At 54.4% G+C, this 24,161-nt stretch carries 19 protein-coding genes; 10 read left to right on the top strand and 9 right to left on the bottom strand.

What is annotated here, in order from left to right; all coding sequences use genetic code 11:
• Nucleotides 1-239: 239 nt before the first annotated feature.
• Nucleotides 240-1,208, top strand: a complete 969-nt coding sequence (locus KIS77_15545; protein MCW5923759.1) for a ketoacyl-ACP synthase III — start codon at nt 240-242, stop codon at nt 1,206-1,208.
• Nucleotides 1,209-1,345: 137 nt separating this feature from the next.
• Here KIS77_15545 and KIS77_15540 read toward each other — a convergent pair whose 3' ends face one another.
• From KIS77_15540 to KIS77_15530, 3 genes are all read right to left on the bottom strand, one after another.
• Entirely contained in the window at nt 1,346-2,479 is a 1,134-nt protein-coding gene (locus KIS77_15540; protein ID MCW5923758.1) for a glycosyltransferase, read from the bottom strand.
• Nucleotides 2,480-2,637: 158 nt separating this feature from the next.
• Nucleotides 2,638-3,174 (bottom strand): 16S rRNA processing protein RimM, encoded by a 537-nt coding sequence (gene rimM, locus KIS77_15535; GenBank protein MCW5923757.1) that lies wholly within the window; start codon nt 3,172-3,174, stop codon nt 2,638-2,640.
• Nucleotides 3,175-3,187: 13 nt separating this feature from the next.
• Nucleotides 3,188-3,958, bottom strand: coding sequence for a hypothetical protein (locus KIS77_15530; GenBank protein MCW5923756.1), 771 nt, complete (start codon nt 3,956-3,958; stop codon nt 3,188-3,190).
• Nucleotides 3,959-4,467: 509 nt separating this feature from the next.
• Here KIS77_15530 and msrA point away from each other — a divergent pair.
• The 3 genes from msrA to lpdA all read left to right on the top strand — a co-directional run bounded on the left by msrA (nt 4,468) and on the right by lpdA (nt 6,928).
• Nucleotides 4,468-5,046, top strand: a complete 579-nt coding sequence (gene msrA, locus KIS77_15525) for a peptide-methionine (S)-S-oxide reductase MsrA (protein ID MCW5923755.1) — start codon at nt 4,468-4,470, stop codon at nt 5,044-5,046.
• Between the two features lie 71 nt (nt 5,047-5,117).
• The gene (locus KIS77_15520; GenBank protein ID MCW5923754.1) at nt 5,118-5,363 is read left to right on the top strand and encodes a NifU family protein; all 246 of its coding nucleotides are present in this window, start codon (nt 5,118-5,120) and stop codon (nt 5,361-5,363) included.
• Between the two features lie 167 nt (nt 5,364-5,530).
• Nucleotides 5,531-6,928, top strand: coding sequence for a dihydrolipoyl dehydrogenase (gene lpdA, locus KIS77_15515; GenBank protein MCW5923753.1), 1,398 nt, complete (start codon nt 5,531-5,533; stop codon nt 6,926-6,928).
• A 489-nt stretch (nt 6,929-7,417) separates the two neighbouring features.
• Here lpdA and KIS77_15510 read toward each other — a convergent pair whose 3' ends face one another.
• Together KIS77_15510 and KIS77_15505 are read right to left on the bottom strand one after the other, a co-directional pair.
• Complete coding sequence (locus tag KIS77_15510; protein ID MCW5923752.1) at nt 7,418-8,518, bottom strand: alkaline phosphatase; 1,101 nt, start codon at nt 8,516-8,518, stop codon at nt 7,418-7,420.
• Between the two features lie 64 nt (nt 8,519-8,582).
• On the bottom strand, nt 8,583-9,236 hold the full coding sequence (locus KIS77_15505; protein ID MCW5923751.1) for an ABC transporter ATP-binding protein: 654 nt from the start codon (nt 9,234-9,236) through the stop codon (nt 8,583-8,585).
• 105 nt (nt 9,237-9,341) lie between these two features.
• Here KIS77_15505 and KIS77_15500 point away from each other — a divergent pair, with 105 nt between their 5' ends.
• From KIS77_15500 to KIS77_15480, 5 genes are all read left to right on the top strand, one after another.
• The gene (locus KIS77_15500; protein MCW5923750.1) at nt 9,342-10,562 is read left to right on the top strand and encodes a glycosyltransferase; all 1,221 of its coding nucleotides are present in this window, start codon (nt 9,342-9,344) and stop codon (nt 10,560-10,562) included.
• Between the two features lie 60 nt (nt 10,563-10,622).
• Nucleotides 10,623-12,428 carry a gliding motility-associated C-terminal domain-containing protein gene (locus KIS77_15495; protein ID MCW5923749.1) on the top strand — a complete coding sequence of 602 codons (1,806 nt, stop codon included), beginning with the start codon at nt 10,623-10,625 and terminating at the stop codon, nt 12,426-12,428.
• Between the two features lie 262 nt (nt 12,429-12,690).
• Nucleotides 12,691-12,846: a hypothetical protein gene (locus KIS77_15490; protein MCW5923748.1), complete on the top strand. Its 156-nt coding sequence runs from the start codon at nt 12,691-12,693 to the stop codon at nt 12,844-12,846.
• A 289-nt stretch (nt 12,847-13,135) separates the two neighbouring features.
• Nucleotides 13,136-13,957, top strand: a complete 822-nt coding sequence (locus tag KIS77_15485; protein MCW5923747.1) for a universal stress protein — start codon at nt 13,136-13,138, stop codon at nt 13,955-13,957.
• Nucleotides 13,954-15,639, top strand: a complete 1,686-nt coding sequence (locus KIS77_15480) for a cation:proton antiporter (GenBank protein ID MCW5923746.1) — start codon at nt 13,954-13,956, stop codon at nt 15,637-15,639. The genes KIS77_15485 and KIS77_15480 overlap by 4 nt, the downstream gene beginning before the upstream one ends.
• A gap of 106 nt (nt 15,640-15,745) precedes the next feature.
• On the opposite strand, the gene mgrA is transcribed toward KIS77_15480, so the two are convergent.
• From mgrA to rpsP, 4 genes are all read right to left on the bottom strand, one after another.
• Entirely contained in the window at nt 15,746-16,738 is a 993-nt protein-coding gene (gene mgrA, locus KIS77_15475; GenBank protein ID MCW5923745.1) for an L-glyceraldehyde 3-phosphate reductase, read from the bottom strand.
• A 44-nt stretch (nt 16,739-16,782) separates the two neighbouring features.
• The gene (lepB, locus tag KIS77_15470) at nt 16,783-18,360 is read right to left on the bottom strand and encodes a signal peptidase I (protein ID MCW5923744.1); all 1,578 of its coding nucleotides are present in this window, start codon (nt 18,358-18,360) and stop codon (nt 16,783-16,785) included.
• 293 nt (nt 18,361-18,653) lie between these two features.
• Nucleotides 18,654-20,045 carry a hypothetical protein gene (locus KIS77_15465; GenBank protein ID MCW5923743.1) on the bottom strand — a complete coding sequence of 464 codons (1,392 nt, stop codon included), beginning with the start codon at nt 20,043-20,045 and terminating at the stop codon, nt 18,654-18,656.
• A gap of 203 nt (nt 20,046-20,248) precedes the next feature.
• A complete protein-coding gene (gene rpsP / locus KIS77_15460) occupies nt 20,249-20,875 on the bottom strand; it encodes a 30S ribosomal protein S16 (GenBank protein MCW5923742.1) in 627 nt (208 codons plus the stop codon).
• A 187-nt stretch (nt 20,876-21,062) separates the two neighbouring features.
• On the opposite strand from rpsP, the gene KIS77_15455 reads away from it, so the two are divergent.
• A complete protein-coding gene (locus KIS77_15455) occupies nt 21,063-24,137 on the top strand; it encodes a PKD domain-containing protein (protein ID MCW5923741.1) in 3,075 nt (1,024 codons plus the stop codon).
• Nucleotides 24,138-24,161 lie beyond the last annotated feature (24 nt).

The raw sequence follows: 24,161 nt of genomic DNA, 5'->3' as shown, positions 1-24,161 counted from the left end.
AGGCAAAACGCTCAATCGAACCCCGTCCGCTGCGCATGGCCGGGCAGGCCCGTCCAAACGACTTAACCAGTTGGATAATCGTAAATCATAAATCCCCAATCGTAAATCGTAAATCGTAAATCCCCAATCGTAAATCGTAAATCCCCAATCGTAAATCGCAAATCCCCAATCGTAAATCGTAAATCCCCAATCGTAAATCGCAAATCCCCAATCGTAAATCGCAAATCACCTTTCCCACTATGACAAACGCCCGACTCACCGCCATTGGCATGGCCATTCCAGAGAATAAGATTGACAACCATTATTTTGAAAACATCATCGAAACGACCGACGAGTGGATAATGTCGCGCACGGGCATCCGTACACGCTATCACACAAGGCCAGACGAATTCACCAGCGACTTGTGCGTGAAAGCGGCACAAGACCTGTCGGCCAAATACAACACTTCTCTCGACGATGTGGACATGATTTTGGTGGCTACCACCTCTCCCGACCAACCGATGCCCAGCATGGCGTGTCGGGTGCAGTATCGCCTGAGTATGCTCAACGCGGGCGCCTTGGACATCTATGCCGCTTGCGCGGGATTCAGCTATGGCGTGGTGATGGCAAGAGGGCTGATAGCAGGCGGGATGCACCGGAAAATACTGGTCATCGGCGCAGAAACGCTCTCAAAAGTAACCGACTTCACGGACCGCAGTTCCTGTTTCCTTTTCGGCGACGGTGCGGGCGCGGTGTTGGTGGAAGCTAGCCCAACCCCTCACATCGGTGCCTGCATCACTGGCGCGAGCGGCGAGGGAGGCGCGGATTTATATATTTCTGGCTTTGCGCCTTCCATTGATGGTCAAGAACTTAAGATGAATCGCTGCATCGTGCAGAATGGCCGTAAGGTGTTCAAATGGGCCGTCACGAAAATGGCTGAACAAATGAAGGTGCTGGCTGAAAAAAACAGTCTGACGCTCGACCAGATTGACTGGTTCGTGCCGCACAGCGCCAACCTGCGCATCATCGAGGCGATTTGCAACGAAACGGGTTTCCCCCTCGAAAAGACCTTGGAGAGCATTGTTGATTTTGGCAACACATCTTCCGCTTCCATTCCCATCGCGCTCTACGACGGCATCCAGTCAGGCAAGGTGAAACGCGGCGACCGCATCATGTTGCTGGGTTTTGGTGGTGGCTTGGCGTATGCGGGGACGATTGTTGAGTGGTGAGGGGGGGAGCAAGACAAGGTATACCTTGATTCGCTAGGATTTGTTAGATGAACATGATTGATGTTCTTGATTTTTAGCAGATTGCGATTGCGGCCATGCCCAAAACCTAACGGCGCGAAGTATAAAAATGAACCATCTCAAGCAAACACCTTTTCCCAGAACTTCAGCAAATGCTGCTCTTCCGCTTCCCAACTCCAAGCGTCTCGTGCGGTGAGGCAGTTGTGTTGCAAATGCCGATACATCGCTTCATCATGGAGCAGCTTTTTCACGGCGTCGGCTACCGCTTGGGGCGACAGCGTGTCCAGCAAGAAGGCTACTTCGTGTTGTTCGTTGAGCACCCTGTATTCCGGGAAATCCATGTTCAACACAGGCACTCCCGCCTGCACATAGTGGAAAAATTTATTGGCCAAAGAATAATAGTAGCTCAAACCCCGGTTTTCAAACAAGTTCAACCCCAGCCAAGCATTGGCGACCAGCGCATGGGTTTCTTCCGGATTTACATAGCCAAGAAAAGTCACCCTATCGTTCGCGCCCAACTCGGCAGTTCGATGCCTCAGCGCATCGGAAAGGTCGCCTTCGCCTGCCAGCCAAAGATGCGCGTCCGTCGGGAGCAGGGTCATGGCTTCCAAAAGGGTCTCTATGCCTCTGCCCTCATTGAGCGCGCCGAGGTAGAGCAAGTGGCCCGGCTTTTTGGAAGGAAAGGAAGCGCCATCATGGGGTGGCCGCGGAGCGACGAGGGGCTTTGCCTGCGACGCACGGCGCGCGACATTTCGCACCACATCAAACCGCAACCCATACCGCTCCTCAAAAATTTTCGCCAACGCAGGCCCCACCGTGTAGGCGTGCTGGTAGAAAGGCAAGCACGCCCGCGCCACGAGCTCCCAGCATTTTTTCACGAAAGGCCGCCCGACGACTTCCGGCACTTCGGTGAAATACTCGTGTGCGTCGAACACCCGCTTTTTTCGGCGCAACAAGGTAGCGCAACATCCGGCCAGCAAAGTGTCGAGGTCAATGGAGCATACCGCGTCGTAGCGTGAAAAGAGCAGGAAAAAGAAAAGACGGATATTGTATTCGGCGTAAAACAGAAAGCCTTTCTGAAACCAGCAACGCAGCCTCTTTTGGGAAAACGGCCTGTCAACCAAGTGGATAGAGTGGGACAGCGAGCGCCCTACAAGCATCACCGAATAGCCATGCGCGGCCAATGTGCCGCAGATGCGGTGCATTCGTTGGTCGTAGGTCAAGTCGTTGGTGACGGTGAATAGGATGGTCATTTATACCTTGATTCGCTAGGATTTGTCGGATGAGCATGATTGATGCCCCTGATTTTGAGCAGATTGCGATTGCAGCCATGCCCAAAACCTGGCGGCGCGAGGTATAGGAGGGGGTGAATTGTTTGAATGCTTGCCTGGCCAAGCGGGGCGGATGGGGTTTATGGTTCGAGCAGGCCCTCTGGCAAATCCACATAGACCTTCTCGGTTTTTTCGTCAACGGAGGTGATGAACTGCGGGTTGAGCGGGATGAGGACTTCGCGGCCCTTGTGCTTCAAAAAGGCCATCTCTTGCTGCGGCATTTCGAAGACTTCTTCGATGTGGCCGATGTCGCCCAAGTATTTGTCAATCAGCAGAAAACCCACCAAATGCTCATATTCCAAGGCCTGCTCCTCCTCTGTTTCCAGCTCGCGCTGCTCGTCGGGGATGAGGTCTTGCTCGCGGAGAAACACCTCGCGCGATTGCAAGGCAAAGGCTGAGTCGCGATTGTCCACTTCTTCGAGTTGGAGTATCATCTCGCCCTTGCCGCGCACATTGGCCACGAAATAGGGTACTTTGGCTCCTTTCACATCGAGAAAGATGCGCTCGTTTTTCAGGAAATCCTCCAAAAAACGCTCTTCAATGACGAGTTTGAGCTCGCCCTTGAGGCCGTGCATTTTCTTGGTGTAGCCGATATTGATGTATTGGTTTTCAGCCATTTTATTCCTAACATCAATTGAATTCCAAAATTTCTTGTCTCAGGATATACCCCTTTTCCGCCTTCAGTTCCCACGGGCGTGTCTCACAGTCGGCGGGTGGCGGCACTTGGTTGCAGTACTGCGAATCGAGTATCCACTGTTCGCGCCACACCATGCCCACGTTTTTGGCATAGCGGACCCGCGACAGGCGCCGTTCGATGATGTTGGTGTCGTCGGCCTCCGTCACGAGTAGCGTGGAGTCGAAAACGAATGGCCCCGCCATGGCCTGTACGTCAATGGAATCCACCTCGTAGCGCCAATTGATGAACGGTCGCATCCGCTCGCCCGCGATTTCGATTTCGCGGTTTTTGTCAATCCAGATATTGCCATCCCAGACGCTGCGACGGCTGAGCGGGAACACGAGTTTCAGAAAGCGAAAATTATCCTCCGTTCGGATGGCCTGCGTGGCAGTGCGGGCTGCCGTGTTGATGCTTTTCAACCTCCACGGCTCGGCATCGCTCATTCTTTCATGGCGCTCGATGGTGAATAGCAACTGCCCCGTCTGGTCGCGCAGCGTGTCGCTGACAACTTCCCTGACGAGGGTCCGGGTGGAATCGCGGGTGATGCCGCCGGGCGCAAAATCGTAGATGATGCTGTCCACTTGATAGACGATATATTTGCCTATCTCAAGTGGGAAATAGGCGTATTGCTCGGCGGCAAGCGGTTCGCGTTCTTCCGTTTGTCGCTCTCTGCAAGCATTGATGAACAATGAAAAAAATAAAAGCAAAGCGATTATCCGCAGCATCGGTCGGGCGATTTTGGGCAAAGGTAAGGAGGCGGGCATACTTCCTTGTTCGTGAATTTTTTTCGGGTGTTGGGCAGCGAAAAAAGACGGAGACAATGGCTTAGGACAGCCTCTCTTAATGCCCCCATAATGACCTCCAATAATGACCCATAATGACCTCCAATAATGACCTCCAATAATGACCCTTAATGACCTCCAATAATGACCCTTAATGCCCTCCAATAATGACCTCCAATAATGACCCTTAATGCCCTCCAATAATGACCCTTAATGCCCTCCAATAATGACCTCCAATAATGACCCATAATGCCCCCTAATGCCCCCCAAGTGTAGCGGCTGCGACATTTGCACACTCACTTTTGCACTAGCAAAACCAAACTTCCGACCCACCCGTTTGTTTCCCCAACATAAATTTTGCAAAAAAAATGAAGCAAGCATTTCTATTGCTCGCGCTGCTAAGCACGGGCTGCCACTCGGCACAAAATGTCACGCCAAAAAAGGACTCGACCATGACCACATCCATCGCAACACCCGACACAAACACCACGACACTTCCCGGACAGACCGAAGTCGCCACCCTCGGCGGTGGCTGCTTTTGGTGCGTGGAAGCCATTTATCAAGATTTGAAAGGCGTTGTGAAAGTGGAGAGCGGCTACTCGGGCGGCCACGTTGACAACCCCACCTATCGGGAGATTTGCACGGGGCTGACTGGCCATGCGGAGGTCATCAACGTCACCTTCGACCCCTCCGTCCTCTCTTACAGGGAGATTTTGGAAATCTTTTTCACCGTCCACGACCCCACCACGCTCAACCGTCAAGGGGCCGACACAGGGCCGCAATATCGCTCGGCCATCTTCTTCCATTCACCGGGGCAAAAAATCATCGCGGAAGAGGTGAAGCAATCCATGCAGGCGATTTGGGACGACCCGATTGTGACCGAAATCACGCCATTCGACAAGTTTTACAAGGCCGAAGATTATCACCAGAATTATTTCAAGGACAATCCCAACCAGCCATATTGCTCCATCGTGATTGCGCCCAAAGTGAAAAAATTTCGGCAGCAGTATCAAAACAAACTGAAGCAGTAAAAGCATACCGGATTCATGTCCAAGAACAAATCCCCGGCTTTCTGGTTATCTTTGCACGAAATTTCTGAAGGATGACCGACAACAAGCAAGAATTGCTCGACCGAATTGAAGACGCACTCAGCACCGTGCGACCCCACCTTCATGTGGATGGTGGCGACGTGGAGGTGGTGGAGCTCACCGACGATATGCACGTCAAAGTACGCTGGGTAGGGATGTGCCAATCATGTTCCATGTCAGCCATGACCCTCCGCGCAGGCATTCAAGAGGCCATTCGGGGGAAAATACCAGAGATAATAGGGGTCGAAGCCATCAACTAAGTCGGTGGCTTTGTATGTATGCAGCCCCCTTTTGGAAATGTCCTTTCCAGGAGGGGGTTGTTTTTTGTATGCTCAGGTCGGTGCTTGAAAAATTATCGAATCTCCCATGCCGCTTTTTACCTTTGCCCGCCTAAACCAAGTTTTTTCCTCCAAACAAAATTCTCAGCATGAATTTCGATTTGATTGTCATAGGCAGCGGCCCCGGCGGGTATGTGGCTGCCATTCGCGCATCGCAATTGGGCATGAACGTCGCCATCGTCGAGCGCGAAAGCCTCGGCGGCATCTGCCTCAATTGGGGCTGCATCCCTACAAAAGCATTGCTCAAAAGCGCCCAAGTGTTTGAATATCTCAATCATGCGGAAGACTTCGGCATCAAAGTCGGCAAGGCTTCGGCAGACTTCGGCGCTATGATAAAGCGCAGCCGCGACGTGGCCGACAGCAACAGCAAAGGCGTGCAGTTTTTGATGAAGAAAAACAAAATCACGGTCATCATGGGCACGGCCAAACTCGCCAAAGGCCCCAAAGTAGTGGTGAACGACACCGAAGGCAAAACGACCGAATACACCGCCAAGCACATCATCATTGCCACTGGCGGGCGCGCGAAAGAGCTACCCAATTTGAAAATTGACGGCAAAAAAATCATCGAGTACCGCAAGGCCATGAGCCTCGATAGCCAACCCAAGCGCATGGTAGTGGTGGGAGCGGGAGCTATCGGGGTCGAATTCGGCTACTTTTATCACACACTCGGCACCGAGGTGAGCATCGTGGAGTTTTTGGAGCAAGGGCTGGTGCCCCGCGAGGATGCGGACGTCTCCAAAGAACTGGGCCGCGTGTTCACCAAAAAAGGCATGAAAGTGTACGCTGGCTGGGCGGTCGAGACGGTGGACACAAGCGGCAAGGAAATCAAAGTGAACATGAAAAACCGCAAGGACGGCAAAACCGAAACCCTCACCTGCGACGTGGTGCTCAGTGCCGCAGGCGTGTCGCCCAACACAGAAAACATCGGTCTGGAAGAACTCGGCATCGCTACCGACCGCGGATACATCAAAGTGGACGACTATTATCAGACCAACGTGCCGGGCATCTATGCCATCGGCGACGTGCTGGCCACCCAAGCATTGGCACACGTCGCCAGTGCCGAAGGCATCACCTGCGTGGAAAAAATCGCGGGGCATCACCCCGAACCGATTGATTACAACAACATCCCCGGTTGCACCTACTGCATCCCCGAGGTAGCCTCGGTCGGCTACACGGAAGCACAGGCAAAAGAGGCTGGCTACGAAGTGCTGGTGGGCAAATTCCCCTATTCCGCCAGCGGCAAGGCCAAGGCTGCCGGCCACACGGAAGGGTTTGTGAAAGTGATTTTCGACAAAAAATACGGCGAGTGGCTGGGCGCCCATTTAATCGGCTACAACGTGACCGAGCTCATTGCCGAGGTCGTGGTGGCTCGCAAATTGGAGACCACCGGCCACGAAATCATCAAATCCATCCACCCGCATCCCACCATGAGCGAAGCCATCATGGAAGCGGCGGCAGCCGCCTACGGCGAGGTGATACACCTATAAGTCGAAGTGGAGTGAGGCAGCCATTGTCGCTCCCGTTCGGATTTTTTCCGGGCGGGAGCGACTTGTTTTTCTGAACAACCTGCGTCCAATCCGATTGTCCACTCCCCAAAAAAGAGAGTGTTCAGAAAAGTGTGTCAAACCATACCGGGTGTTTTCTTTTTACGCGATACACGCCGTGCTTAAAGGAATGTAAATTATTGAAAACCAAAACTCTGTGCCCTTCGTGCCTCTGTGTTTTCTTATCGTCTCCATTGGGATGACACAGTTTTCTGAACACTCTCCCTTTTCGCTCCTCAAAAGATGATACTTCTCACAAACCGAGAATGGCTGTGTTCAGCATAATTATACCTCGCGCTGCTAGGTTTTGTGCATGGTCTAACCGAAAATACGTTTACTAAACTTTCAAAGTTTAGTAAATGTCGCCACGCGAATGCACAAAACCTGACGGCGCGCGAGGTATATCACATTCCCCGATTAGCACATTATCACCTACTCTATCCCCAACGCCGCCCGCATTTTTCCATAAATGTCAGTGTTGTCGTAAAGCCCCGTGAAAAGCCCGGCCTTGGGGCCATAGGCAAACACTGGCACCAAAGCGGCGGTATGCAAGCGGCAGGAGAAAACGGGCTGAAAGTCGCTTTTTATAGGGCCTTCCGTCAGTGCCAGCCCGCCACATTCGTGGTCGCCGGTGACGATGACAAGCGTCTCGCCATTCGAGGCAGCAAATTCGAGCGCCTGTTTGATGGTTTTGTCAAAATCCATCATTTCGGCGCGAAGCCAGTTGGCATCGTTGGCATGGCAAGCCCAATCTATCTGGCTTCCCTCCACCATCAGGAAAAAACCCTTATCGCTTCTTTTTTGCAAAAATTGGGCAGCCACGCGGGTCGCTTCGGGCAGATAGCGCCGCCCGGCAGAAGCCGTCATGGGTTCGCGGTCGGCAGTGAAGAGCATGAACGGCGCCGACCCATCAAGCGGCAATCTGCCGAAGGTAGTGCCGCGCCGGATGACATAGCCGCGCTGTCTCAGCGAGTCCTCCAAGTTCAGGCGGTCGGGGCGGTTGTTGAAAAAATGCTCGCCTCCCCCGATAAAACAGTCGAACGGAGTTTTCAGATAATCCAGCGCGATATCCTCCGTAAAAGCGCGAATCTCGCGGTGGGCAATGAAGGAAGCGGGCGTGGCGTGTGGCGCCGAACAGGTGACTACCATGCCGGTCGCGTGGCCTCTGGCGCTCAGGTCTTCGAGGATGGTGGTGCAGGGGCGATTGTCAGGCGGCAGCACCGCGATGGCGTTGTTGGTCGTTTTCTGACCACAAGAAAATGCCGTGGCCCCTGCCGCGGAGTCCGTCACATAGTCGTCGCAAGAATGGCTTTTGTGAAACCCCACATAGGGGAACTGCTCGAAAGCCGATTTGCCCACGCCAGCCCAATAAATGCCCGCCGACACCTGTGCCAGCGCCATGCCATCGCCGATGAGCAAGATGATGTTTTTAGGCCGTTCGGCAAATTTAACGGGTTGTATCTCAACAGATTGTTTGACGGACGAAGCACATCCGGCAAAAACTAAAGCGAGAAGCAGCAGAATGAGGCGCATAAACGTTGTGTGCGAGTTGGTTGGATTGAAGGGGCTGTCCGCTTCGCTTGGCCGGACAACTCCTTCAAACCAACAACCCATCTTTCATTTCCAGACACCTGTCTGAAAGGTCGGCAAGTTCTTTATTATGCGTGACAATGACAAATGCCTGTCCGTAATCGTCGCGGAGCTGGCGTAGCAGGCGGTGCAAATCTTGCGAGGCCATGCTGTCGAGATTGCCCGTTGGTTCGTCGGCAAAAATAATGTCGGGTTGGTTGACCAATGCGCGAGCGACCGCCACGCGCTGTTGTTCACCACCGCTCATTTCAGTGGGCTTGTGCGTGAGGCGTTCGGCGAGACCCAAGTAGCGGAGCAATTCCTCGGCGCGTTTTTTCACCTCGCTGGTTGCTCTTTTCTGAATAAAACCCGGGATGCACACGTTTTCCACCGCCGTGAATTCTGGCAACAAATGGTGAAACTGAAAGACAAAACCAATGTGACGATTGCGAAAAGCCGCCAACTGTTTGGCGCTCAACGAGCGAATGGGCATGTCTCGAATGAGGAGTTCCCCGCGGTCGGCAGCGTCGAGCGTGCCAAGTATGTGAAGCAACGTACTTTTGCCCGCCCCCGACTTGCCGACGATGCTGACGATTTCGCCGCGCCGCACCTCGAGGTTCACCCCTTTTAGGATTTCCAGCGTGCCGTAGGATTTGTGGATGTTATTTGCTTTGAGAACCATTTTTGCGGTGAAAGGTAGAAGGTGGAGGGCTAGCTGTCACGCGCAAAGGTCGGAAAATATGCCAAGATGAAAATGATTTGAGACGAAACCTTGAAACCTGCTTTTATGCGAATCCTGCAACTCTGCAACAAATTCCCATGGCCCCTGAAAGACGGGGCGGCCATTGCCAGCACTTATCTGGCCAAGGCTTTCGATGAATTGGGCAGCGAAGTCACCTTGCTGTCCATGAACACGAGCAAGCATTGGTTCGACACGGGCGAATTGCCTCACGACTTCGACCACTACACGGCCATCCATACCGTTTTTGTCAACAACCATATCCGCCCGCTGCCAGCGCTGCTCAATCTGTTCACCGACAAATCCTATCATGTGGAGCGGTTCGACAACGCCGATTTTGCCAACAAACTAAAGGCGTTGTTGAAAAGCAACACATTCGACGTGGTACAACTCGAATCACTATATCTCACCCCCTACATCCCGGTCATTCGGGAACATTCATCCGCCTTGATTGCGCTCCGCGCCCACAACGTGGAGCATGAGATATGGGAGCGCGTGGCCGCGAATTCCAACCCGCTGAAACGTTGGTACCTGCAACGAATCACACCGCGCCTGCGCCAATATGAGCTCGAGCACCTGAACGACTACGACCTCGTGGTAGGCATCAGCGAGCGCGACGTGGAGCAGTTTCGAGCCTTGGGGCTGCGCCAACCCGCCACCATCGCGCCCATCGGGCTGGACTGCCGCGACTATCAGGCCGACTACACGAGTTACAGCCGCCCGCTTAGTCTTTCGTTTATTGGCTCTTTGGACTGGATGCCCAATCAAGAAGGGCTAAAGTGGTTTCTCAACGAAGTGTGGGCACCTGTGCTCGCGACCGCGTTCCCTGCATTGACTTTCCACATCGCGGGCCGCACGGCACCGCATTGGCTGCGCCACCTCGACATGGAGCGCGTCAGGTTTCACGGCGAAGTGCCGAGCGCGCCCGATTTTTTGAACCAACATTCGGTGATGGTGGTGCCGTTGCTCTCCGGCGGCGGCATGCGGGCAAAAATCCTCGAAGGTATGGCCGTCGGTAAAGTGGTGTTGTCCACCCGCGTGGGCATGGAAGGTATCGAGGCGCGGCATCGGCAAGAGTGCCTACTCGCCGACACGCCTGACGATTTCCTCAAAGCCTTGGCTTGGTGCCACCTTCAAGGCGAGCGGTTGGCTGAGATGGGGCGCAAGGCAAAGCGCTTCTGTCATGTTCACTACGACAATCTTGAACTGGGGCGCCAGCTCTTGGAGCATTACGGGAGCTTGGCGTCGCGCCCCACGACGATGGTTTGAGGCGATTGTGTGCCGGGATGAGTCACAAGCGGCTTATTTTTGTCCAAAAACATCCCAACAATGACACAATTACGTCTGCTACTTGCCTTGTTCGCTTTTTTATTTTTTGGAAAAGGCCTCCATGCTCAAGATTATTTTCAAAAAACACTCGACCGCAATTTTAGAGACGTGGGTCGTAGCGTGGCCGTTTTGCCCAATGGCGACATCATGCTGGCTGGCGCGACGGGGCCCGTCGGCAGCGAGCAAATGTGGCTCCACCGCCTCAATCAAAAAGGTGAGCCGTTGTGGTCGAAAATCTATCAAGGCAACGGTGCCGAAATCGCCGTTGACATCCATCGGGCGCAGGGCGGCGATGGTTTCTGGGCGATTTTCAATTCGAACGGAGCGGGCGGGTGGATGAAAATCTCGGACTCGGGCGACGTGTTGCTGGCGCAAAGAGCCTCTATGCCCTCCACGTTCGGCAGGCTGTTGCCTTTGGCCGACGGCGGCATCCTGATAAGCGGACGTGCCGACGTAAACCCGTTTTCGAGGGCGCTCGTTCTGAAAATCAATTCGAGTGGCAACGTGGTGTGGCAAAACGTCTTTGGAGGCCAGGGCAACGACGCGCTCGAACACTGCTGGGAGGATGTGGAAGGCTTCCTCCACTGCGTGGGGTACTCGGCCAATTTCGACGGCCACCGCGACGGCCTGTTGGCACGGCTTTCCCCGACGGGCGCAGTGCTGTGGACGCGGCGCTATGGCTCTTCCGGCACCGACCAATTCACGAGTATTGCTCCTTTCGTCAACGACAGCAGTCTCCTCTTGGCAGGCTACTCGAACGGTTTTGGCGGCCTCAACGAAGTGTGGCTCATGAAAACAACCCGAACGGGTGCGGTGCGCTGGTCGCGCACTTATACCGCGCCCAACCTGAATCTGGGCGCTATGCACTTGCAGGGGTTGATGGGCAATCAATTTATCGTGTCCGCCGCCGACCCTCAGTATCAGGTGGGCAGCCCGGCGGTGCTGTTCAAAATTTCGGAAGACGGCGATTTGCTCTGGGAATATGAATACAAATCTGGTGGCGAACGTGCCGCTTTGAGAGAAGTGGTTCCGACGATGGGTGGTTTTGCGGCGGTGGGCTCGGCCACCGTCAATGGCAATGAGGAATTCTATTTGGTCAAAATCGCGGCTGATGGGCTGCTCCCAAGCGCCGATTGCTGCCCCGTGTCGGCTAAATTGGTGGTGAAAGACGCGATGCCCAACACGCAGCCTTATGTCCCAATCTCTGCTGTCGGGTTCAACACCATTGGTCAGCAAGTGTCTGGCACGACTGCGGAAGCAACGGTGACGGACCTTTGCGTGCCGATAGACCTCGATTTTGCCGTTTCCGATTCGAGCATTTGCCCGGGCGAGTGTGTGGAAATCACAGTCGTCGGCAACACGCCCGGCGTGACCTACACCTTTTCAACTCCCGGCGGCGTGCCCGACCCTGACAACCCTCTGCGGGTGTGTTATCCGAACGACGGCTTTTTTTTGATTGACAGAAAAGGGCAGAGCAGCGTGTGTTCCAAAAATCGGACAGTACGCATAGAGGTCGGCAATCGCCCCGACGCATTCCCAAACGCTTTCACGCCTAATGGCGACAACGTGAACGACACGTTCAAGCCGCTGTTTTTCTGCCCAGTCACCACCACGCTTTTCAGGGTTTACAATCGTTGGGGGCTGATGGTCTTCGAAACAAACGACCCCGCCGCCGCATGGGATGGTCGGGTGGATGGCAAGGATGCGCCTTCCGATGTGTATGTTTGGTGGGTGGAGTACGAGGTGCTGCGCGACGGTCAGCGGCAGCGCGTGGCGCGAAAAGGCGAGGTGGCATTGCTGCGGTGAAATTGGCGTGAGGGCAGCATCCGGACGCGGCCAAAAGGTTATGTTTTCTGGGAAACTACAAAGAGGCCGCCTCACAAGTTTAAATTTCGACACGGATTCGACCCAGAAGGCAGCCGCCTCCCGGAATGTTTAAATTTCGACAGGATTAACAAGATTTACAGGTTTTTTTTACCCGAAAAAGGGCGCGAATCTTGTCAATCCTGTCAAACAAACATCCATCATGAGACATCCTCTAATTTTTTTCTGCAAAAAGTTATGCTGTATGCTGTCTCGCAAAATTTTTCCTGCACCTGAGGAACACTTAAATCAGCATTACATCACCGTCATTACTGGCATGAGGCGGGACGGGAAATCGGCGGCGTTGAAGTACTTATTGGACAAAGTGCCCACGCTACATGACATTTTTCCCAACCGCTGAGACGCATAGGATTTCTAAAAGTTTGATTTTCAAAAAATAAAAACGTTGCGTCTCCGCGTCTCCGCGGTGAATTGGAAAATGTCAGGCCGTTGCTTACCTTTGCTTATCACCCACCCATCTGACCGTCGCTACAAGCCAATTTTCAGGGTATAGGGGGTAGAAGGTAGAGGGTGGACGTAGGCTCCACTAAACCTTCCACCCTCCGCCAATTATTTTCTGCACGTTCGGCATATCGGGATTGGCCTATGAACTTGCAAGGCGATGGTCGGACACACTGATGTTGATGCACATGAAGACAAGGCTCATCGTACTCATTGATTTTTCCCCATATTCCGAAACACTCCTGCACCTTGCCAACGAATGGGGCAAGCTGCTGCACGCCCAGCTTTTGGTGATGCATCAGGTGCCGGGGCTGGTACCTGCCTTGGCTGACCGGGAAAGCCGGCGGCACATCATTGAAGTAGAAAAGGAAAAAGCCACTGCGAGGCTCACCGATTTGGTGCACAAGCACGTTTCCGACGCGCTCAAGGTGACCTACCACGTCTCGGAGAAAAGCCTGCTGGTCTCGCTGTCTAAAATATTGAAACAGCGGCACGAGGATATGCTCTTGATGGGGCTGAAAGGCACGAGCACGCTGAAGAGAATCCTGATAGGCAGCACGGTGACAAAGGTGGTGGAATACCTCAACCATGTCACGGTGGCCGTGCCGGTCCATGTCGGCCATTTCATCCCGGAAAAATTGATTGTGGCCGTGAGCGAACAATATCCGCTCAATGAGGAGGCTTTCGGCCAAGTGGTGCATTCGTTCAAGGGGCGCATCGTGCACATCGAGTTTGTCGCCGTGGTCGCGCCGGAAGAGGATGCGGAGCGTTCGTCGGGTTATTTGGGACACCTGTGCGCGCGTTACCAATCGGAAGCGCCTTCCTCTTTCAAGATTTTCAAGGCTGAAAGCGCCTTCAAGGAAATCAAGGCATATTTGCAGCAAGAGGATTGCAGTATGCTGGTGGTGCAAAAAGGCTCGCGTTCCTTCTCCGACCAATTGTTCAGAAAGTTTCTCATCAATGAGCTGGTGCATGATGGCTCCATGCCGCTAATCATCATTCCGCTATGAGTTGGTTTTCCTCCATATCCTTGAATCCATTTTACGAGTTTGCGATTATCCTGTCGTTTGCGGCTTTGTTGGGTGGCATCGGGCAGTTGTTGCGGCAACCGCTCATAGTCATGTTCATTGCGTTGGGGGTGCTTGTCGGGCCGTCGGTGTTGGACATCGTGAAATCAAAGGACAACATTCACTTGCTCGCGGACATGGGCATTGCCATACTGCTGTTCATCGTGGGGCTAAAGCTCGACTTGCGCATCATTAAGTCCATCGGCAAAATCGCGTTGCTCACCGGGTTGGGGCAAGTTGTGTTCACCTCGTTGATAGGTTATTTTATCGGGATTGGTTTGGGTTTTTCCAGCCTGCACAGTTTCTACATCGCGGTGGCGCTGACTTTTTCGAGCACCATCATCATCGTGAAGTTGTTGTCCGATAAAAAAGAGATAGACTCGTTGCACGGTCAGATTGCCATTGGTTTTCTGATTGTGCAGGATATAGTGGTCATTTTGGTGATGATAGTGCTTTCGGCCATGCGGCAGCAGGACGACGCCACGCTCTTGCAGGATTTTGGGAAATCCCTGTTGTCAGGCTCTATCTTGCTGTTGGTCACGCTAATAGTGATGCGGTGGGTGATTCCGAGGGTAAGTTATTTTCTGGCCAAGTCGCAGGAGTTGCTGACGCTGTTCGCCATCGCATGGTCGGTTGCGTTGGCATCGGCGGGCGATTTAATGGATTTCAGCCGAGAGGTGGGGGCGTTTCTGGCAGGGGTGAGTTTGGCTTCCTCGCAGTTCAAGGATGTCATCAGTAGCCGATTGGTGAGTCTTCGTGATTTTCTGTTGCTCTTCTTTTTTGTCAATTTGGGAGCCAATCTCAATTTGGCCATCATCGGTAGCCAAGTGCCGGCGGCCCTTGTATTTTCCCTGTTTGTGCTTGTGGGCAATCCGCTCATTGTGCTCATCATCATGGGTTTCATGGGCTATCGCAAAAGGACATCCTTTTTGGCGGGCTTGACCGTGGCGCAAATCAGTGAGTTCTCCCTCATTTTTGCCGGCTTGGGCCTCACGGTCGGGCACATCACCGAAGAGACGGTGGGCCTCATCACCTTGGTGGGTCTCATCACGATTGGTCTTTCCACCTATCTCATCCTTTACTCTCACCAGATTTATGAAGTCATCGCGCCGTTGCTCAGTATTTTTCAAAGAAAAAACCCCTATCGGGAAACAGATGTCAAAGCAGGCGAACAACCTCCCTACGACTTGGTCATTTTTGGTCTTGGCCGATTTGGCAGCAGGCTCGCGGAAATGCTTGAAGGACATCAGGAGGTGCGATACTTGGGCATTGACTTCGACCCCATCATCGTCAAGTCATGGCAAGAGCGTGGCAAGGACATCGTCTATGGGGACATCACTGACCCGGAGATTCTGGAACAAATCCCGTTCAAGCACACCAAGTGCGTCGTGAGCACGGTATCCGACAGGGAAGCCTCCGTCCACCTCTTCGAGACCTTGAAACGAAATGGCTACGAGGGCAAAATTTATCTCACCGCGCTCAACGACAAAGACTACGAGTTGCTGAGCGCTTGCGGCGCCGACGAGGTGCTGTTGCCCCACCAAATGGCGGCGACCAATTTCTACAACTCGTTCCTATCGAATTTGCTTGAAAAGGGCAAGCGTCCAAAGGAAGAAAGTGTGTGATAGGCTCTTCGTCAGTCAAAAGTGGCCTTTCGCCATGCGCGGCAAAACCGCCTTAAATTTTAAGCGGAATGGGTGCTCCGAGGTCAGTTGTTTTCTCCTGTCTGCCTCACCGTTTCAACACCGCTTCTATCTGCCCCAATTCCTCGGGGGAAAACGCAAGACGGTCGAGGCATCGCAGCGAATCGGCTAATTGTTCCGGTCGGCTGGCCCCAACGAGCACAGAGGTGATGCGTGCGTCTTTCAGGAGCCACGACAGGGCCATTTGTGCGAGCGTTTGGCCGCGTTGTTGGGCGATGTGGTGGAGTGTTCGGATTTGGCGTAGGCGCTCGTCGGTGATGGCGGTTTCTTTCAAAAAGCCGTGCGGCTTGGCAGCCCTCGAATCCGTCGGGATGCCGCTCAGATATTTGTCGGTCAGCAGCCCTTGCGCCAGTGGGGAGAAGGGTATGCAGCCCACGCCCTCGTGCTCCAAGATGTCGAGCAAGCCGCCTTCTACCCAACGCTCGAACATGGAATACTTGGGCTGGTGAATGAGGCAGGGCGTGCCGAGTTCTTTCAAAATGCGGATAGCCTCTTGCGCTTCTTTGTTCTGATAGTTTGAAATGCCCACATAGAGCGCCTTGCCTTGCCGCACGATGAGGTCGAGCGCCGACATGGTTTCCTCCAAGGGGGTGTCCGGGTCGGGACGGTGGCTGTAAAAAATGTCCACGTAGTCCAGCCCCATGCGTTGGAGGCTTTGGTCGAGACTGGCGATGAGGTATTTCTTGCTGCCCCATTCTCCATAGGGGCCTTCCCACATGTGATAGCCAGCCTTCGACGAGATAATCATCTCGTCGCGGTAGCCTTTGAAATCTTGTCGCAGGATGCGGCCAAAATTTTCCTCCGCCGAGCCGGGTGGTGGGCCGTAGTTGTTGGCAAGGTCGAAATGCGTGATGCCCGCGTCGAAGGCGAGGTGCAGGATGGCGCGGTAGTTTTCGTACACGTCCACATGGCCGAAATTGTGCCACAAGCCGAGCGAGACCGCCGGGAGTTTCAGACCGCTGCGACCACAGCGGCGATATTGCATGGAGTCATAGCGGTGGGCAGCAGGAAGATACGGCATCATGGTTCAGCATTTTTGCCGCAAGGTAGTCGTTGACGACATTTTTACATCGAGCTGGCCGATTTGAAAATGCGGTTCCAGTTGATGCCCTCGCGCATATTTCCGTTTTTAGTGGAAAACCAGATGAAAAGTGGCTTGCCCACGATGTGGTCTTCTGGCACATAGCCCCAAATCCGCGAATCTTCCGAGTTGTGGCGATTGTCGCCCATCATCCAGAAATAGTCCTGTTTGAAGGTGTAGGAGTTGGCTTCTTGGCCATTGATGAAAATTTTGCCCTCGCGCACTTCCAGTTTGTTGCCCTCATACACGGTGATGATTCGGCGGTAGAAAGACACATTGTTGGTGTCTAGGGGCGTGGTCGCGCCTTTTTTCGGAATCCAGATGGGGCCGTAGTCGTCCACCGTCCAGCCGCCGGCGTGGCGGGCATCGTTGGGAAACACATAGCCCGGCTCGCGGTCTTGCGGCACGCGCTCCACCTGAATGTTGTTGCCAAGCGATTTGACTTTCTTGACTTGGTCGTCGTCGAAGAAGAAAGCGCCTTGGCTGGCCAACTGGCGGTCTTGGGGGCTGCTGAGCGACACGCCCCACTCCTCCAATTTTTTCAGGCTGATATTCTGCGGCTTCACCTGATAGAGGAATTGGCGGTGTTTCGGGTTTTGGGCCAATTCGCCGTTGATGTAAATCTGCCCCTTGCGAATCTCGAGGCTATCGCCTGGCAGCCCGACGCACCGCTTGATGTAATGGTCTTTTTTGTCAATGGGGTGCGTCACGACTTTCAGGCCGGGCGGCAGCAACCCACCCGTTTGCTGGCGTATCTGGTCAATGCTGTAGCTTCGTTCGGGGGTAATCACCACGCTATCGCCCGCAGGCCAGTTGAACACCACTGGCTCGTTGCGGTCTATTTTTTCCAGCGCGGGAAGGCGGTAGTAAGGCAACGAGGGCTTTTCGGTGTATGATTTGCCCAAGCCAAAGGGCATCTGGTTGTGCATCAGGGGGAATTGCACCACCGTCATTGGTGTGCGAATACCGTAGTGCGCTTTGCTGACAAACAAGAAGTCGCCCACTTTGAGCGTGCCTTCCATCGAAGGCGTGGGAATCACATAGGCCTCGATGAGGAACATCCGAATGAACGCCGCGGCGAACACGGCAAAAATGACCGCTTCGGCCCATTCGCGGAGTTGCGATTTGCGGAGGTACGCATAGTCGGTCTCAACCCTTTTCAGCGCCAGTTTGTCCTGCTTCTCTTGCGCGGCGTGGTGCAGTCGGTGATATTCGCGCTCGCGTTCCAAAATCGGCCCTTGGTATTGGTCCTTTTTATTGGCTCCGATGAGGAAAAATGGAATTGGCGCGTAAATCACCGCCAATGCGGCCTGCCAAAAGCTGTGCTTGCCAAACGAGCGCACCATGTCAATCACCATGCCCGCGTATATGAAAATGTTGACGATGGGGAAAAGCAGCCACAAGGCATAGCGCGGTTTGCGGCCAATCATCTTGCACCATTCGACTGCCGCCAAGCCCGGCACCAATGCCTTCCAGCCGGGGATGCCCGCCTTTTCAAACAGTTTCATCATGCTCACGCCGAGCAAGATATAGAGAACAATCAGGAAAATCAAAACTGACATAGCGAGGGAGTGTGAAAAATGTGGTCAATGAGTGGGCATATCTAAAGAAAGCGCGGGTGAAGGTATTTTTTTCAAAAACAACTTTCACCCGCGCTTCGACTATTTGGCTGAAACCAACAAACAACAAACAACGAACAACAAACAACGAACAACGAACAACGAACAACAAACAACAAACAACGAACAACGAACAACAAACAACAAACAACGAACAACAAACAACGAACAACAAACAACGAACAACAAACAACAAACAACAAACAACGAACAACAAACAACAAACAACAAACAACCTACCCCTCCGATGCCTTGCGCCGTTTGCGTCGCGTCTTGAACAGCTCCACCACTTCCTTGTCGTCCAAAAAGCCGAAGTCCACAAATTGGGCGGAGACAAAACGCTTCACATCCTGATAGTCCTTCGCGCGTTTGTCGGTGAATTTTGTCAAGAGTTTTCGGATGTATTCCATCGAGTGTTTTTCCACCGCTTGGTTGAACTGCTGGTTGCCAAAAATCTTCATATACACCCCGAAAATCTTGTTCAACTCAAAGTAGTCGGCGTATTCGCGCTCGGTCAAGCCATTGATGAGCCGGGCAAAATAAGTCAGCACCAACTGGCGCAGGCACTCGCTTTCCACCGAAAGTCCTTTGTGTGTGTTGTAAAAATCCTGCACGGCCTCGATGGCATCGGGATGGACATAGCCGAGGCTATGGATTTTGTCGGCAATGCGGTAGTAATCGCTGATTTTGTCTTTCCAAGTTTTGTCCACGGCGGCGCTCATGCGCTCGTCGTTGGCAGCGGTGATGCCGGGCGATGTGTAGAGCGACAACAGGAACCGCAGGTAGCGCGTGTCGAATTCGGGGAAAGAGCGCCGCTCGCGCTCGAAATGGGTGGCAAAGGCCAGCCGTTCTGCTGGGTCGAGCTCGGTGTAGTTGCCATACATGGCCAACATTTCGAGATACTCCTCCGTGCCCTGAAAGTTCTTGTTGTCCAAAAAGCCCTTCATCTGCTCCTTGAGGCTGTCGTTCACACCGCCCACCTCAAAACGTTTGAGCAAAAACTGGCGCAACGCCGAGAAATTGGCTTTCATCTCACCCAAAGAAGTGGGGAAATCCGCCGAGTAGTACAGTTCGTTGCGGAACTGATTGGAATAACGTCGATAGAGGTCGGCACGCGCCTTCACGTCGCGGTATTGGTCGCTTTTTAATTGTTGGAGGAAGTAGCGGATACGCTTGTTTTCCACCTGCGTCATCAGATTGGTTATCCAGATATCGCTGCTGAGCGCAAACCCCACCGATATGCTTTGCCCGATGCGTTTTTTCAGCTGCTCGAAATGCACGCTCTGGCAAATCGCCAGCAGGATGTCCTTGAAGTGGTCGTTGGGGCGGACGTATTTGTATTGGTCGGTGATTTCGCCGCGCAACACCGCGTAGCCCAACACACGCGGCAGGTACAAGCCTTCAAAAGGCGGCTCCAACAGGTATTTTTCAAAAGTCACCAATTGCAACGGCGCTTCTGCCGCCACTTGGTGGTGCAGTTCGGAGAGCATCGGCTCGAACTCCGTGCGCAAGGCGTTGTAGTACTCATCCTCCTCCTCTTCGAGGTAAAGCGCCAGATTGGGGAATTCCTGAATGGCCACCGCGATTTCGTTCAGGCGGTCGTAGTATTTTTCGTCTAATGGTTGCATGACAAACGCTAAGTTGGATAATTAGAAACTAATGGGCGATGATCGAAAGATGGGGCCACCCGCGAAACCAAACACCCGAAAATCGGCCAATTGGGGGGATATTTTGAAAAAAAACCCGGTAAAGCCGCACAGGACTTTACCAGGTTTTTATTTCACCATCAAAATCTGAGGGCAAACATAAGGATATGCCCGGAAGATTTTGGTTATGCGTCTCCAGATTTTTCTTCTTCCGAAGCAGGCGCAGCGTCCTCGGCAGGCTCGGTCGCTTCGGGAGCTTCCGCGACGGCCTCCACCACTGGCTCGGCTGCTGCTTCGACGGGTGATGTCTCGACGGCTTCCACAACCTCAGCAGTGGCCTCGACGGCTTCCGCTGCCGGCTCAGCCACTTCTTCCACAGGCTGGGCGGGCTTTGGCTTTGCTTTCGCGACGCCATCCACCGCTGCGACAAATTGGCGCTTGCCCTCAGCGCTGGCCTCGCGGCGGGCAGCGATACGGGCTTCTTTCTGGTCTATCCAAGCATTTAATTTCTCTTCTGCTTGTTCGGGGGTCAATGCACCTTTTTTCACCCCGCGGTCCAAGTGTTTTTTGAGCAAAACACCTTTGAAACGAAGAATGGAACGCACTGTATCGGTCGGCTGAGCGCCTTTTTTCAGCCAGTCGTAAGCGCGGTCGCGGTCCAATTCGATGGTGGCCGGAACCGTGAGGGGGTTGTAAGTACCGAGTTTCTCGATGAAACGGCCATCGCGCGGGGAGCGGGCGTCAGCGACTACGATGTGATAAAAAGGCGCGCCTTTGCGACCTTTGCGTTGCAGACGAAGTTTGACTGCCATGTTCTGAAATTTGAAAATTTAAGTGAGAAAATACTCGCCCGGTTCCTTGTCTGAAACAACGCCGGGCTTTTCGAGGGCGCAAATGTACGAATGGCTTTGCCGAAAAACCAAATGAGATTTGTTTTTGTGCGTTAAAAAGCAGCCTCGTCCGTGAAAAATTTTGCTAATCACCATAAATCGGTTCCGCATGAACATACTTCGGCTATGCTCGCTAATCTTTTTCTTTTTCAAGCTCCAAACATCAGACGCTCAAGCCGTACAAATCTCTGGCACAATCAACCATTACGCTGCCGTCACTGCCATTGACAGCTGCTCTGGCAAATTGACGGTGAGCGACACTACGGGGTTTCGCGCGGGTGCGCCCGTCTTGCTCATTCAGATGCAAGGCACCGAAATTGTGTCGGGCAACAACTTTCTCTATGGCCTGATTCAAAACATGAACTTCGCGGGGCGCTACGAACGCGCTGTGATTGATTCGGTGAGTGAAAACGCGCTTTTTGTGCAAAAAAAGCTCGTTTACGCCTACTCGCTGCCGGGCAAATTGCAGGCGGTGACCATCCCGCAATACACCAACGCCCTTGTGACCGACACCCTACGCTGCCAGCCGTGGAACGGTGCCACGGGCGGCGTGCTGGCACTCGAAGTGGCTGGCACACTGACCATAGACGCGCCCATTGTCGCCGATGGCGCGGGCTTTCGCGGCGGCGCGGCATATGTCGGTGCAGGCAACAACTGCAATTTTCTTTTTCCCGAACTCAATTATTTCTACCCCTTCCCCAATTGGCGCGGCGGCTACAAAGGCGAAGGCATCGCGCTGCCCGAGCCGGGCAAGGAACTCGGTCGCGGCCCCCAAGCCAACGGCGGCGGTGGCGGCAATGACCACAACTCCGGCGGCGGTGGCGGCGCGAACATCACCGACGGCGGCAACGGCGGCGACAACGACGAACCGAGCGCCCTCGGCTGCGACGGCTACTATCCCGGCATCCGAGGCTATGCGCCGCCTTTCACCACCAACCGGATGTTTCTCGGCGGGGGCGGCGGGGCTGGCCACTCCAACAACACGCTGTTCAGTGCGGGGGCCAACGGCGGCGGCATCATCTTGATAGAAGCAGGCGACATCGTTGGGGCCAACCCCCTTATCTCGGCCAATGGGCTGAGCGCCGCACTCGCTCAAGGCGACGGGGCCGGCGGCGGCGGCGCAGGCGGCACAATATGGCTAAAAACAAATGCCGCTCCCGCAAACCTCGTCGTGCGTGCCAACGGCGGCAACGGCGGCAACACTTTCAACAACAACTCCAACCGTTGCTTTGGACCCGGCGGAGGCGGCTCCGGGGGGCGCATCCTGGCCAACTTGCCCGGTTTGAGCGCCCCGACGGGCGGGCAAGCGGGCATCGTGGCGGCCTCCACCAATGGCTGCAACGGCACCACACGGGGCGCTTCGGCAGGCGAAGCGGGCTTGGTGGAAAACCTCCCCGCCATGCCCGCAGGCACGGCGAACCACACGTTGCCCCAAGTGCTGGCATCACCCGCGCCCGACTCGGTTTGCCCCGGCGACGTGGCGACATTCGTGGTGGAAGCCAACAACGGCAATTGGGCGTTCCAATGGCAGGTGAACGACGGCACGGGTTGGCAGGACATCGCCGATGCCGCTCAATACGCGGGTTTTCAGACACCCTCACTCGCGGTGTTGAGTGTGGTCGCCGGGCAAAATGGCTGGCAGTTCAGGTGCCGTGTGTTGCGTGCAGGGTGCTACGAAGTCGTTTCATCGGAAGCCAATTTGTGGGTCAATCCAGTGCCGAACGCAGATTTTTCCTTTTCCCAAAATGGCGCTACGATTGATTTTTCAAACCAGTCAAGCGCCACGAGTTTTTTCTGGAAATTTGGCGACGGCAACACCAGCCAACAAGAAGATCCTCAACACACCTACGCCTCGGAAGGCACCTACACCGTCACGCTCTACGCCATCACGGATTGCGACACCGCGACCGCCACCCAGACGTTGGACGTGCTGCTCCCCCCCATCGCCGATTTCACGTTTCCGCTCTCGACCACTGGCTGCGGCGCGGCGACCGTGCCATTCAGCAATGCTTCCTCCGCGAATGTGACCGCGTTGCTTTGGTCATTTCCCGGCGGCACCCCGGCCAGCTCCACCCTGCCCAACCCGTTCGTTAGCTACACGACCACAGGCGTTTACACCGCAACGTTGATTGTCTCGAATGCTGCCGGGCAAGACACTTTGACACAGTTGGTGGTCGTCACCGTCAATCCCTTACCCATCGCCGATTTTGTCTTTTTTGTGCAACCCGATGGCTCGGTGCAATTCGCAGACCAGAGCCAATATGCCGCAAACCGATTGTGGGATTTTGGTGACAACACCATCTCCAGCCAGCAAAACCCCGCTCACGCATACACCACCGAAGGCACCTATACCGTCACCCTGACCGTCTGGAATGTGTGCGACACTGTCGCCATGCAGCAGACGCTTACCGTGGCGCTTCCCCCGGTGGCGGGCTTTTGGGTGCAAGACACCACGCTCGGTTGCCTGACGGCCGCCGTGGATTTTGAAAACACCTCATCGGCCAACGTCGCCAACTTTGTCTGGGAGTTTCCGGGCGGCAACCCAGCCGCTTCCACCGCCCCCAACCCCACGGTGGAGTACTTGACTTCCGGCTCCTACACTGCCCGACTCATCGCCTCTAACGGCGTGGGGGCCGACACGGCTGAACAAACTTTCGCCGTGCAGGTGTTTGGCTTCCCGACCGCCAATTTTTCCTACACTTTTCTGCCGGGCGGGGTGGTACGATTCACCAACCTGAGCCAAAGCGCCGCCACCTACACTTGGGATTTTGGCGATGGCTCGCCGTTCGTCAATGGAACCAACATTGACCACGCATACGCCGCGAGCGGTGTCTATACCGTGACGCTGATTGCTACCAGCCCTTGCGGGGTATCGCTCCTGCAACAGACCATCGAGGTCGTGGTGTCGGGCGTGGCCGTGAGCACGCCCCAAGGTTTGGGCAGCATACGCCTCTACCCCAACCCCACGAGCGATTGGCTGACGGTTGACTGCTCAGAAGCGGCTGCGCAACCCGTTGGTATTCAGGTGTTTGATGCCAGCGGCCAATTTCTGTTGGAGCAACGTGAGCCGTTGGGATGGGTTAGCCGCTGCTCGTTTGAGCGTTTCCCGGCAGGAGTTTATCGAGTGGTGGTGTGGTTTGAATGCGGGATGCTGGCGCGGGCGGTGGTGAAAAATGGAGGATGAAAGGCCGCGGACGGCCTCAAGCAC

It is taken from the genome of Saprospiraceae bacterium (assembly GCA_026129545.1).
GTDB lineage: Bacteria > Bacteroidota > Bacteroidia > Chitinophagales > Saprospiraceae > M3007.
This window is presented reverse-complemented; position numbering and strand designations above follow the sequence as displayed.